The sequence below is a fragment of the Variovorax sp. Soil_C_12 genome (genome assembly GCF_057657375.1).
In genome coordinates this window covers 736,427-749,293 of record NZ_JBDGIO010000003.1, presented here as the reverse complement: position 1 = coordinate 749,293, position 12,867 = coordinate 736,427, and the positions used below count along the sequence as shown (strand labels likewise).

The following is a 12,867-nucleotide window of genomic DNA, read 5'->3' as shown; positions in this document are numbered from 1 at the left end:
GGTTCCCGTGTGAAAGTAGGTCATCGTCAGGCTCTTACAGCCCCAAAAAGCCCAACCAGAAATGGTTGGGCTTTTTGACGTTCGGGTTGTCCTTCAGTGTGACGCGGACTACCGGACTACCGGGCCCCTGTCCGCGATCGTCTTCCATTGGCCGCGATGGACTTCTGGGCGCGCCGTGCCTCGAGTCGATGCCGCCGCAGAAAAGCGAGCAACCGCACCTCTGCTGACCGAAGCCGACGCACACTTTGAATCGTGCCGGTAAGTTCCTTCCAGATTTCGGTCATTGCACCCGAGTCCGCGGCCAACTCGGCGCCGAGCGTCAGCACTGCCGGATGAATGTACGCCTTCTTGCAAACCGCCGGCGTATTGCCGAGTTGCTTGGCCACCGTACTGAGAATTTCCTTGGCACTGAAGCGCGGCCCTGCCAATTCCCCTACCGAATCACTGCTGCAAGCAAGCCGCGTCAGTTCGAGTGCCTGCACCGTCCCGTGCCAAGTCCGGAAATCCTTAGCGGTGAAATTTTCTCCGGCGGCCTCGCGCAGGTAGTCGTTGACGTCGGTTGACGACACGGTGCGCAATTCACCGTCCGAATCCTGGTACTGGAACAGCTCTTGGCCCGGCAACTGCTGGCACCGCCGGATCACGCGCGCCACCCTCGGATCGTCGACCCGCGCCTCATGCAGCACGCCGCTCTTGCCCCGAAAGCGCAGCTTGAGAGAAGCGCCGCGAACATCCACATGCCGGTTGCGCAAGGTCGTAAGGCCGTAGGAGCGATTGCTGCTCGCATATTCCTCATTGCCCACCCGCAGGAACGTGATGTCGAGCAGTCGCACCAGCGTGGCCAACACCGGCGCGCGTCCCGGCAACGCCCCCCTCGCGCCCGAGCGAAGGTCTTGCGCCACACGCGCGCGGATCTTCGGCAAAGCGCGCCCGAATAGCTCGAGTCGCTCGAACTTGGTCTCGTCCTTCATCAGGCGCCATTTGGCGTGGTAGCGGTATTGCTTCCGGCCGCGCGCATCGATTCCGGTCGCCTGCAAGTGGCCGTTGGGCAAGGGACAGATCCAGACATCGGTGTACGCGGGCGGAATGGCCAACTGCCTGATGCGGGAAATCTCGTCGACGTCACGCAACCATTGGCCCCTCGCATCCCGGTAGCGAAAGCTGCGGCCATGTCGCGCACGCGTGAGCCCAGGCATTTCGGCATTCACGTAGACGAGGCCGTTGGCGAGGGGCACCGGTCGAGAACTTGCAGCTTCAGCCATGAGCTTTGGGAAGATGGAAACGCAAGGGTGCATTCCTGGGCGCTTCCCCGGAGATGGCGCGGACCCCGCACGGCTGTAGGACGCCGCAAGCGTTGCGGGTCCGAAGCGCGCCCTTGAGATGACCACGGTGTGCCTGCAGACCGTGCGTCACGGACGACGCCGTTGCCCTTCGTCGTGAGCAGGCAGCTGGCGCGCAGGCCTAGACCTGCCTCGCCACCGTCAAGATGGTCCCTCAGTCCCCGGGCTGCCAGAGCGTTGGGTAGTGCGTCACGAAGCCGTCCGGCGTCGTCAGGAGCACCCCTTCGTAGTCGAAGCGCGGCGACTGGTACCAGTATTCGGCATCGCCGCGGCGCTCGTAATGCTGCTCCAGTGCGCTCAGGCCCTCGTCGTCAAGGTCGAGCCAGGCGGCCGGCGCCCCGGCGCTTTCTCCAACCTGGAGGTTCAGCCGACGCAAGGGCAGCAGGTTGGTGGCAGGTGTGAAGCCCAGGTCCAGGTCCGTGCAATGGGCCAAGCCCGGCACCCGCTGGTCATTGAGCAACCATTCGCCGTTGGCGCCGCGCGCGATCGCAAAGTCCACGGCCAGGCTTCCGATCCAGCCGCGCACACGCCCCCATTTCGCATGCCATGCCTTGTCGCAATGCACGCGGTAGTCCAGACGGGCAGGCTGGCCGTTCTCGCCGCGAAAGACGGCGGCGCCGTCGAGCTGCCACCCGTCGCCGTGCTTCTCGAGGCGGCAGGCATCATGGCCGGGCAGGTCGAGCCGGCGCCAGAACATGGTGGCTACGATTTGCATGAACCGGATGATGGCATCGATGCCCCCGCCGCACCAGTGCCCTGCCAGGAGCGTTCAAAATCCGGGCCGTGACCACTGCTCCGATCCGCCGCATTGCCCACCTCGACATGGATGCTTTCTACGCCTCGGCGGAACTGCTGCGCTACCCGCAGCTCAAGGGGCTCCCGGTGGTGATCGGAGGCGGCCGGCGCAAGGTGGACGAGGCCATCCGCGAGCTGCCGGAAGGCAGCACCCTGGCCGATATCCCCGTCGAGGCCTTCCCGCTGCTCAAGGACTACGTGGGCCGCGGCGTGATCACCACCGCGACCTATCCGGCGCGCCCGTTCGGCGTCGGCTCCGCGATGGGGCTGATGAAAGCGGCAAAGCTGTGTCCGCGGGCCATCATCCTGCCAGTCGATTTCGACGAGTACCGCCGCTACTCGCGCATGTTCAAGAAGGTGATCACCGAGATCGCGCCGGTGATGGAAGACCGCGGCGTCGATGAGGTGTACATCGACTTCACCGAGGTGCCCGGCGGCCAGCGCGAGGGCGGGCGCGTGCTGGCGCGGTTGATCCAGCGCTCGATTCTCGAGGCCACCGGGCTCACCTGCTCCATTGGCGTCGCGCCTAACAAGTTGCTGGCCAAGATGGCGAGCGAGTTCGAGAAGCCGAACGGCATCTCGGTGGTCTACGAGCACGACCTGCAGACGCGCATCTGGCCGCTGCCCTGCCGCAAGGTCAACGGCATCGGGCCCAAGGCCGACGAGAAGCTGCAGCGCTTCGGCATCCGCACCATCGGCGAGCTCGCGGCTCGCGAGCGCGATTGGCTGATCCAGAACTTCGGCAAGGCCACCGGCGCCTGGATGCACGAGGTGGCATGGGGCCGCGACGAGCGCCCGTTGGTGACCGAGAGCGAGCCGGTGTCGATGAGTCGCGAGACCACCTTCGAGCGCGACTTGCACGCGGTGCGCGACCGCGCCGAGCTGGGCGCCATCTTCACGCACCTGTGCGAGAAGGTCGCGGAGGACCTGCAACGCAAGGGCTATGTAGGAAAGACCATCGGGATCAAGCTGCGCTACGACGATTTCAAGATCGCAACGCGCGACCAGACCATCGAACAGTTCACCTCGGACGCGAAGACCATCCGCCAGGCGGCTGGACGCTGCCTCAAGCGCGTGCCGCTGGAGCAGCCGCTGCGCCTGCTGGGCGTGCGTGTCGGGGCGCTTGTGAAGGCGGGCAGTCCGGAGGCCCTGCTGGCGCCGGCGCACGGCGGATCCGCGGGACAATCGCGCGCCGCGGCGGAGCTTGCGACGACGGCTTCGCTCTTCTAGACCTTCGTTCGCCAACCCTGGCACTTCCCGCTCTACGAGCGGACGCACCCGGGGCAGTCCTTCATGGCATCTAGCGCTTGCCCGAGGGGTATTTCTGCCCGATGCGCGTCTGCAGGAAGTCCAGCAGCGCGCGCAGGGCGGCACTGTTGTGGCGGCGTTGCAGGTAGGCGGCCGAGAGCCACATGTCGCTGCGCACGCAGTCCTTCAGCACCGGCACCAGCTCGCCGTGGTCGATGTGGGTCTGGACCAGCAGGGCCGGCAGGTACAGCACACCGAAGCCCATCAGCGCGGCCTCGATCAGCGGTCCGGCCTCGGAGGCGTCCATGCGGCTCTTCACCGGCACGTCCAGCGGCTGGCCGTCGACCTCGAAACGCCATTGCGGATGGGTGCCGAGCCGGGAATGGGTCAGCGCGTCATGCTGCGCCAGCTCGGCCGGGTGCGAAGGCGCGCCGTGCTTCTGCCAGTAGCGTGGCGAGGCGCACACCACCAGCGTGAGCTGCGTCAGCTTGCGCACGATCAGGTTGTCGTCTTCGATCGGGCCGACCCGCAGCGCGAGGTCGACGGCCTCCTCGGCCATGTCGACCTGGCGGTTGCTCAGGTGCAGGCTCAGGCTGACCTCGGGGTAGTAGCCCATGAACTGCGCCAGCAGCTTGGGCAGATCGCCCTGGCCCATGCCGTGCGGCGCCGAGATGCGCAACCGGCCGCGCGGCTGGCTCGCATGCTCCTGCAGTTCCGCCTGGGTGAGCTCCACCATCTCCATCACCGGCTTGCTGCGCTCCAGCAGCAGCGCCCCGGCGTCGGTGAGGCTGACGGAGCGGGTCGAGCGGTTGAGCAAGCGCACGCCGAAGCGGCTCTCCAGCTCGGCCACGTACTTGCTCACGGTGGCCTTGGACATGTCGAGCCGGCTGGCGGCGCGGGAGAAGCTGCCGTAGGCGGCAACTTCGCGGAAAGTGCGGATGAGGTCGAGGCTGTCCATGTCAGTCGCCGATTGTGCGGCGACCCGGGATTTTCGGCTTCAGCGCGGTCAGCCCGTGTTCCGAAGGCCCGCGGCCACGCCGTTGATCGACATGTGGATGCCGCGCTGAAGGCGCTCGTCGTCCTGTTGGCCGGCGCGCCAGCGGCGCATCAGCTCGACCTGCAGGTGGTGCAGGGGATCGATGTAGGGGAAGCGGTGGCGGATCGAGCGCTGCATCTCGACGTTGCCTTCCAGCCGCTGCTTCGCCCCGGTGATCAACGCCAGCGCATCGGACGTGCGGTGCCATTCGGCCTCGATCATCGAGAACACCTTCTGGCGCAGCTTGCGCTCCTCGACCAGCTCGGCGTAGCGCGAGGCCAGGGCGAGGTCGCTCTTGGCCAGCACCATGTCCATGTTCGACAGCAGGGTGCTGAAGAAGGGCCATTGCGCATACATGCGCTGCAGCAGGGCCTGCCGCTCCTTGCGCGCCGCGGCGCCGCCGGCGGCAGCGAGGAACTGCTCGATCGCCGAGCCGAAGCCGTACCAGCCCGGCAGCGTGAGCCGGCACTGGCCCCAGCTGAAGCTCCAGGGCACGGCGCGCAGGTCCTCGATGCGGCGGCTGGGATTTCGCGAGGCCGGCCGCGAGCCGATGTTGAGCTCGGCGATCTCGCGGATCGGCGTGGCACTGAAGAAGTAGTCGCCGAAGCCGGGTGTGTCGTAAACCAGTGCGCGGTAGGTCGCCATGCTGGCCGCCGACAGCTCGGCGGCGGCAGCCATGAAGCTCGACGGCGCGGGCTTGGCCGAAGGCAGCAGCGTGGCCTCCAGCGTGGCGGCGACCAGGGTCTCGAGGTTGCGGCGGCCGATCTCGCGGTTGGCGTACTTGGAGCCGATCACCTCGCCTTGCTCGGTCAGGCGGATCTGTCCGCGCACCGTGCCCGGCGGCTGGGCCAGGATGGCCTGGTAGCTCGGGCCGCCACCGCGCCCGACGGTGCCGCCCCGGCCGTGGAACATGCGCAGGCGGATGGAGGTCCCGGATTTCTTGTTCAGCTCGTCGATGAGGGCCGCCAGCGCGGTGCCCGCCCGGTAGAGCTCCCAGTTGCTGGTGAAGATGCCGCCGTCCTTGTTGCTGTCGCTGTAGCCGAGCATCACGTCCTGCTCGGCGCCCGAGCGCTGTATCAGGGCCTGGATGCCGGGCAGGGCGTAGAAGGCGCGCACGATGGGAGCGGCATTGCGCAGGTCTTCGATGGTTTCGAACAGCGGCACCACGATGAGATCGCAGGTGGCGTTGCCGAGCGCAGCGCCGGGCCGCCCCGAGCCAGCGAGCTCCCCCTCCGGGGGCAGCGAGGGCATGCCAGTGCCGAGCGTGGGGGCGCCGTTGCTCAAAGTGCCGCGCAGCAGGCCCACTTCTTTCTGCAGCAGCAGCGCCTCCAGCAGGTCGCTCACCGTCTCGGTGTGGCTGATGATGTAGTGGCGAATCGCCGCCGCGCCATAGCGCGCGCGGGCGGTGCGCGCGGCCGCGAAGATCGCGAGCTCGCTCTGCGCCAGCGGCGAATAGGCGGCGTCGGGCACGCGCAGGGGGCGGGCGTCGTCGAGCAGGCGCAGCAGCAGCGTCTGCTTGGCTTCCTCGGCCAGCGCCGCGTAGTCGGGCTCGATGCGCGCGGTCGCCAGCAGCTCGGCCACCACCGCCTCGTGCTTGTCCGAGCTCTGGCGCAGGTCCACCGTCGCGAGGTGGAAGCCGAACACCTCGACCGCGCGGATCAGCGGCGCCAGCCGCTGCGCGACCATCGCGACGCCGTGCTTGTCGAGGAGCGATTCCTGGATCACGCGCAGGTCGGCCAGGAACTCCTCCGCTTGGTGGTACGGGTTCTGCGGCGCGACCGCATGGCGCGCCGCCTCGCCGCCCGTGAGCTCGCGCAGCGTGGCTGCCAGGCGCGCATAGATGCCGGTGAGGGCGCGGCGGTAGGGCTCGTCCTGGCGGTGCTCGTTGTGGTCGGGCGAGCGCTCGGCCAGCGCCTGCATCTCCACCGACACATCGACCAGGGTGGCCGACAGCGAGAGCTCGCCACCGAGGAAGTGCACCTCGGTCAGGTAGTAGCGCAGTGCGAGCTCGGCCTGGCGGCGCATCGCGTACTCCAGACTTTCGGCGCTGACGTTGGGGTTGCCGTCACGGTCGCCGCCGATCCACTGGCCCATGCGCAGGAAGGGCGCGATCTCCCTCTGGCCCAGCGCCTTCTCGAGGTCGGCGTAGACGCGCGGGATCTCGCGCAGGAAGGTGGCCTCGTAGTAGCTCAGCGCGTTCTCGATTTCGTCGGCAACCGTGAGCTTGGAGAAGCGCAGCAGGCGCGTCTGCCAGAGCTGGATCACGCGCGAGCGCATGCGGCTCTCGTTGTCGGCCAGGGCGACGGGCGTCAGCGCGTCCTTGGCACCGGCGAAGGCGCGCTGGCGCAGCTTGATGTCGTCGCGCTCGGTGAGCAGCTGCGCGATGGCGCGCTCGGCATCCAGGATGCTCTTGCGCTGCACCTCGGTTGGGTGGGCGGTGAGCACCGGTGACACATAGCTGTGCGCCAGCGACTCCACCACCGCCGCCGGCGCGATGCCGGCCTTGCGGATGCGTGCCAGCGCCAGCTCGAGGCTGCCCGCGGCGGCGCTCTCGCCGGCGCGCTCGGCCTCGGTGCGGCGGCGGATCAGGTGGCGGTCTTCGGCGAGGTTCGCCAGGTGGCTGAAGTAGGTGAAGGCGCGGATCACGCGCACCGTCTCGGCCGCGCTCAAGCCCTTGAGCAGGTTCTTGAGCGCGCGGTCGGCCGCATGGTCGGCGTCGCGCCGGAAGGAGACAGACAGCGTGCGGATCTTCTCCACCAGCGCGAAGGCTTCCTCGCCCTCTTGCTCGCGGATCACGTCGCCGAGGATGCGGCCGAGCAGGCGGATGTCGTCGATCAGCGGCTGCTCTTCGATGCTGTCGCGGCGCCTGGATGCCGAAGCGGGGGTGGGGCTGCTTTTCATTGGGGAGATCTCCTCGTTCGACCTGGTCTGCGCCGTCGTTGCTGCGTCGCAACAATGCTAGCATCTCCCCGATCCCCCACAGCAACGGAAACGGCCCTTTGAGCAACATCGTGATCGCCACGCGCGAAAGCCGCCTGGCCCTCTGGCAGGCGGAGCACGTGCAGTCCCTGCTCCAGCAACAAGGCCACACGGTCAGCCTGCTCGGCATGACCACGCGCGGCGACCAGATCCTCGACCGCTCGCTTTCCAAGGTCGGCGGCAAGGGCCTGTTCGTGAAGGAACTCGAGCTGGCGCTCGAGGAGGGCCGTGCCGACATCGCGGTGCATTCGCTCAAGGATGTGCCGATGGACCTGCCCGCGGGTTTCGCGCTGGCCTGCGTGCTGGAGCGCGAGGATCCGCGCGATGCGCTGGTGTCGCCGCGCCACGATTCGCTCGAGGCCCTGCCGCAGGGCGCGGTGGTCGGCACCTCCAGCCTGCGCCGCGTGGTGCTGCTGCGCGCGCTGCGGCCCGACCTGCGCATCGAGCCCTTGCGCGGCAACCTCGATACCCGGCTGCGCAAGCTCGACGAAGGGCAGTACGACGCCATCGTATTGGCGGCTGCCGGGCTCAAGCGCCTGGGCCTGGAGCATCGCATCCGCACCGTCTTCGAACCCGAGGTCATGCTGCCGGCCGCAGGGCAGGGCGCGCTGGGCATCGAGGTACGCGCCGACCGCGGCGACTTAGTCGCCTTGCTGGCGCCGCTCGCCAGCCCTCTGGACCAGCTCGCCACAGCGGCCGAGCGTGCGGTGAGCCGGGCCATGGGCGGCAGCTGCTCGATGCCGCTTGCGGCCCATGCGCGCTGGGAGGCCGGCGACCAACTGCGCATCGATGCGGCCTGGGGCGATCCCGAAGGCGCGGCGCAGCTGGTCCGCGTCCACGCGCAAGCCTCGGTTGCCGATGCCACGCAGGCTGCCGCGCTCGGCGACCACGCCGCCCGCCTCCTGCGCGAGGGCGGCGCACACTGAATGAGATGCCGGCGCCCCGAGTGATCGTCACGCGCCCTGCGCGCGAGGCGGCGCGCTGGGTGGAGGCATTGCGCGCCGCCGGGCTGGACGCACAGGCGCTGCCCTTGATCGCGATCGAGCCGGTAGCCGACGGGGCGGAGCTCCAGGCAGCACGCCAGCGCCTCGACGACTACGCCGCGCTGATGTTCGTGAGCGCCGCCGCCGCCGAACACTTCTTCGACGAAGCCCGCGCCCTTGCTGCCGGTCTGCGTCCGCGCTGCTGGGCCACCGGCCCCGGCACCGTGCGCGCATTGCAGCAGGCCGGCGTGCCGGCCTGCGCGATCGACGCGCCGGCCCAGGACGCGGAACAGTTCGATTCCGAGGCGCTGTGGGCCCGTGTGCATGCGCAGGTGCATGCCGGCGTGCGCGTGCTGATCGTGCGCGGCGGCGATGCGTCGGGACACCCGGCCGGACGCGCCTGGCTGGCGCGCGAGATCGCCGCGGCCGGCGGCACCTGCGATACCGTGGTCGCCTACCGGCGGCTGCCCGCGCCGCTCGACGCTGCCGCGCGCGCATTGGCCGGAGAAGGCGCACGCGGCGAGGCCGTCTGGCTCTTCAGCAGCGCCGAAGCCATCGTCCATCTGCGCGCCGCGCTGCCCGTCACGGCGTGGACCTCGGCGCGCGCGATCGCCACCCACCCCCGCATCGCGGAAGCCGCGCGGGACGCGGGTTTCGGGACGGTGCGGGTCTCTTCCCCGGCGCTGGCCGCGCTGATCGCGTCTATAGAATCCTTCGCATGAGCGACGCCTCCGTGTTGAACGAATCCCTGCAGGAACCGGCGGCGCGCGCGCCCGTGCCGGTGCCGCTGCAGGCGGCGCCGGTCCACGCCAACACGCTCTCGAAGGTCCTGCTCGGGCTCCTGGCTGCCGCCGCGGTGCTGGCGCTGGTGGCGGTGCTGGTCCTCTGGCAGAAGGTCAGCGGAATGCAGGAGCAGCTGGCGCGGCAGAGCGCCGACGCGATGGCGCAATCCATGGAGGCCCGCACCCTGGCGCGCCAGGCGCAGGAGACGGTGCGAGACACGGCGGCGCGTCTGGCGCTCAACGAGACCCGGGTGGCAGAGGTTGCGTTGCAGCGCTCGCAACTCGAGGAACTGATGCAGAGCCTCTCGCGCTCGCGCGACGAGAACCTGGTGGTCGACATCGAGGCCGCGGTGCGCCTCGCGTTGCAGCAGGCGGAGGTCACGGGCAACGTGCAGCCGCTGCTGGCCGCGCTCAAGGCCGGCGACCAGCGCATCGCGCGTGCCGCCCAGCCGCGGCTGGCGCCCCTGCAGCGCTCGATGCAGCGCGATGCCGAGCGCCTGCAGGCCAGCGCCAGTGCCGAGAGCGGCGCGACCCTGCGCAAGCTCGATGACCTGGTGCGCATGGTGGACGAGCTGCCGCCGCTCAACGCGGTGGCCACGCGCGGCGCCGGCCTCAACCCCTGGCAGGCCGAGCCGGTGCCGGCCGACGCGCCCTGGTGGCAGCGTGCGCTGCTGATGGTGCGCAACGAGGCGCGCTCGCTGCTGCGCGTGGGCCGCATCGACCGCCCCGAGGCCGTGCTGCTGTCGCCCGACCAGACCTTCTTCCTGCGCGAGAACCTGAAGCTCCAACTGCTCAACGCGCGCCTGGCCCTGCTGTCCCGGCAGTTCGACACGGCGCGCAACGAGCTGGCCACCGTTTCGGCCTCCCTCAATCGCTACTTCGACCCGGCCTCGCGCCGCGTCCAGTCAGCGGCGACGCTGCTGCAGCAGCTGCAGACGCAGATCAAGACCAGCGAGACGCCGCGCATCGACGACACGCTGGCGGCGCTCACGACGGCGGCGGCCGGTCGCTAGGGGCCAGGGCAGGGTATGCGCGCGGCACTGTGGTTCCTGGCCCTGTTCGCCATCGCGGCGGCGGTGGCGCTGTTCGCCGGCAACAACCAGGGCACCATCACCGTCTTCTGGCCGCCCTGGCGGGTCGACCTGTCGCTCAATCTCACGCTGTTGCTCTTGCTGTTGGCCTTCGGGCTGCTGCATGTGGCCTTGCGCGCCTTGTCGGCGCTGTTCTCCCTGCCGCGGCAGGCGCGGCAATGGCGCCTGCAGCAAAAGGAGCGGTCCCTGCACGCGGCCCTGCTCGACGCCCTGGCGCAATTGCTGGCCGGGCGCTTCTCGCGCTCGCGCAAGGCGGCGCAGGCAGCCCTCGCGCAGGAGCGGACCCTGGCCGCGCTGGATGCGAACCTGCCGCAGGCGCAGCAGATCCGCGTGCTGTCGCACCTGCTCGCCGCGGAGAGCGCTCAGGCTCTGCAGGACCGGCCCGCGCGCGATGCGCACCTGCAGCAGGCGCTCAACGAGAGCGCCGAGCGCGGCGTGTTCGTCAGCCCCGAGACGCGCGAAGGCGTGCAATTGCGCGCGGCCCGGTGGGCGCTCGACGATCGCGACGCCCCCGCCGCCCTGGCGCGGCTGGAGGAGCTGCCGCAGGGTGCCCAGCGCCGCACGCTGGCCCTGCGCCTGCGGCTCAAGGCAGCGCGCCAGGACCGGCGCACGCTGGAAGCGCTGGAGACCGCTCGCCTGCTGGCCAAGCATCGCGCCTTCTCCGATGCCGCCGCGCAGAGCATCGTGCGCGGGCTGGCTGCCGAACTGCTCTCGGGCGCGCATGACCCCACCCAGCTGCTGCGGGCCTGGGGCGAGCTCGAGGCCGCCGAACGCGAGATGCCCGAGGTCGCCATCCATGCGGCGCAGCGCATGGTGGCGCTGCGCGGCGACCTCACACTGGCGCGCGCCTGGCTGCTGCCCGTCTGGGAGCGCATGGTCGAGCAGCCCCGCAGCCTGGGCGAGTCCCTGCGCGTGAAGCTGGTGCGGGCACTGGAGGCCGGGCTCGATTCGGTCGATGCCGACTGGCTGGCTCGCATCGAATCGGCGCAGCGCAACGATCCGCGCGACGCCAATCTGCAGTACCTCGCGGGCATGGCCTGCATGAAGCGTCAGCTCTGGGGCAAGGCGCAACAACTGCTCACGCATGCCGGCCTGGGGTTACAAGACCCGGTCTTGCACCGCCGCGCCTGGCAGGCGCTGGCACAACTGGCGGAAGCTCGCGACGACGCGGACCAGGCCTCGGCCGCCTGGAAGCGCGCTGCCCAGATCGAGACCCCCTGAGGGGCCTACATCGCCCTGGCGCCAGCTATCTTTTTGATAGCTGAAAGCCCAATTCCAGCCTGAATTGCGCCGTGTAGGAGCTCGCTTACCCCATCCGGGCCCACACCCGTTTACTCTGCCTAACGCTCTAAGCCAAGAAACAATTTGAGCGGGGCGCTTTGCTGATGTACAGTCGTAACTGTTTGCAAAAGTATTCATTCAGGGTCATGACGCGGAGTCGGGTTTGAAACGTTTTCTATTACATGCCATTTTGTTCGCCTCGGCCGGGCTGCTGTTACAGGCTTGCGCGCCCCTGGCGCCGGGCTTCCGCTCGGCGAGCAACGATGCCGACCAGGCCGTGTCGCCATCGGGCTTCTCCACCACGGAGATCGATCCGCCGCCGCCCGGCGCGATCACCGAGATCACGCCTCAGCTGATCCGTGCCCAGCGCGCCGCCGTTGGCAACAACGTGCCGCCCGAGGTGCGTGCGCTGGTGGGCGAGGCACCGGTTTACAAGATCGGTCCAGGCGACGTGGTGAGCGTCGTGGTTTACGACCATCCGGAAATCGTGTTCAGCGGAATCCCCGCGACCACCGTGGCGGACCAGTCGAGCGTGTCGCCGGCGCCGGGCTTCATCGTGTCCAACACCGGCTTCATGAGCTTCCCCTACGTGGGCCAGCTCAAGGCCGAGGGCATGACGGTTCAAGAGCTGGAAGAGACGCTGGTCAAGCGGCTGTCCCGCGTCTTCAAGGACCCGCAGCTGAGCGTGCGCGTCAACGCCTTCCGCAGCAAGCGCACCTACATCGAAGGCGAGGTGCGTCAGCCGGGCCTGCAGATCTTCACCGACATTCCGATGACCCTTGCCGAGGCGATCAGCCGCGCGGGTGGGTTCTCGGCGAACGGGGACCGCTCCGCCGTGAACCTGACGCGCGATGGCAAGACCTTCTCGCTCGACCTGATGTCCATGGCGGAGGCCGGCATCGACCCCACCCGGATCCCGCTGCGCTCGGGCGACCTGGTGATGGTGCGCAGCCGCGACGAGCGCAAGGTCACAGTGATGGGCGAGGTCAACCTCCAGACCGGCGTCATGATGCGCAACGGCCGCCTGTCGCTCAACGATGCGCTGACCGAGGTCGGCGGCGTCAACCTCGGCACTGCCAATCCGCGCCAGATCTACGTGATCCGCAACGAGACCAACGGCCTGTCGATCTTCCACCTGGACGCCCGCACGCCGACGGCGATCGCGATGGCGGACGGCTTCGCGCTCAGGCCCAAGGACGTGGTGTACGTCGACCCGGTGCCGCTGGTGCAGTGGAACCGCGTGTTGAGCCTGATCCTTCCGACCGCCACGACCGCGACCTCCTATCGCGACCTGGGCTCGCGCAGCACCGGCAGCGGGAGCAGCAGATAGTG

Annotated in this window: 10 protein-coding genes; 6 read left to right on the top strand and 4 right to left on the bottom strand. The window is 69.0% G+C overall.

Annotation, left to right across the window (positions count from 1 at the left end):
* Window positions 1-116: 116 nt before the first annotated feature.
* Window positions 117-1,262 carry a DNA topoisomerase IB gene (locus AC3A6X_RS12345; protein ID WP_487842414.1) on the bottom strand — a complete coding sequence of 382 codons (1,146 nt, stop codon included), beginning with the start codon at window positions 1,260-1,262 and terminating at the stop codon, window positions 117-119.
* A 232-nt stretch (window positions 1,263-1,494) separates the two neighbouring features.
* Window positions 1,495-2,055 carry a putative glycolipid-binding domain-containing protein gene (locus AC3A6X_RS12340; protein ID WP_487842413.1) on the bottom strand — a complete coding sequence of 187 codons (561 nt, stop codon included), beginning with the start codon at window positions 2,053-2,055 and terminating at the stop codon, window positions 1,495-1,497.
* Window positions 2,056-2,162: 107 nt separating this feature from the next.
* Here AC3A6X_RS12340 and AC3A6X_RS12335 point away from each other — a divergent pair, with 107 nt between their 5' ends.
* Entirely contained in the window at window positions 2,163-3,365 is a 1,203-nt protein-coding gene (locus tag AC3A6X_RS12335) for a Y-family DNA polymerase (RefSeq protein ID WP_487842442.1), read from the top strand.
* Between the two features lie 70 nt (window positions 3,366-3,435).
* On the opposite strand, the gene AC3A6X_RS12330 is transcribed toward AC3A6X_RS12335, so the two are convergent.
* Both AC3A6X_RS12330 and ppc read right to left on the bottom strand, forming a co-directional pair.
* On the bottom strand, window positions 3,436-4,341 hold the full coding sequence (locus tag AC3A6X_RS12330) for a LysR family transcriptional regulator (protein WP_487842412.1): 906 nt from the start codon (window positions 4,339-4,341) through the stop codon (window positions 3,436-3,438).
* A gap of 48 nt (window positions 4,342-4,389) precedes the next feature.
* Complete coding sequence (ppc, locus tag AC3A6X_RS12325) at window positions 4,390-7,320, bottom strand: phosphoenolpyruvate carboxylase (RefSeq protein ID WP_487842411.1); 2,931 nt, start codon at window positions 7,318-7,320, stop codon at window positions 4,390-4,392.
* A gap of 98 nt (window positions 7,321-7,418) precedes the next feature.
* Between ppc and hemC the strand changes: the two genes are divergently transcribed.
* From hemC to AC3A6X_RS12300, 5 genes are all read left to right on the top strand, one after another.
* Complete coding sequence (gene hemC / locus AC3A6X_RS12320; RefSeq protein WP_487842410.1) at window positions 7,419-8,324, top strand: hydroxymethylbilane synthase; 906 nt, start codon at window positions 7,419-7,421, stop codon at window positions 8,322-8,324.
* A 5-nt stretch (window positions 8,325-8,329) separates the two neighbouring features.
* Entirely contained in the window at window positions 8,330-9,103 is a 774-nt protein-coding gene (locus AC3A6X_RS12315; RefSeq protein ID WP_487842409.1) for a uroporphyrinogen-III synthase, read from the top strand.
* On the top strand, window positions 9,100-10,176 hold the full coding sequence (locus AC3A6X_RS12310; RefSeq protein ID WP_487842408.1) for a uroporphyrinogen-III C-methyltransferase: 1,077 nt from the start codon (window positions 9,100-9,102) through the stop codon (window positions 10,174-10,176). Before AC3A6X_RS12315 ends, AC3A6X_RS12310 begins: the two co-directional genes overlap by 4 nt.
* A gap of 15 nt (window positions 10,177-10,191) precedes the next feature.
* The gene (locus AC3A6X_RS12305) at window positions 10,192-11,475 is read left to right on the top strand and encodes a heme biosynthesis HemY N-terminal domain-containing protein (protein WP_487842407.1); all 1,284 of its coding nucleotides are present in this window, start codon (window positions 10,192-10,194) and stop codon (window positions 11,473-11,475) included.
* 223 nt (window positions 11,476-11,698) lie between these two features.
* Window positions 11,699-12,865: a polysaccharide biosynthesis/export family protein gene (locus AC3A6X_RS12300; RefSeq protein ID WP_487842406.1), complete on the top strand. Its 1,167-nt coding sequence runs from the start codon at window positions 11,699-11,701 to the stop codon at window positions 12,863-12,865.
* Window positions 12,866-12,867: the final 2 nt, after the last annotated feature.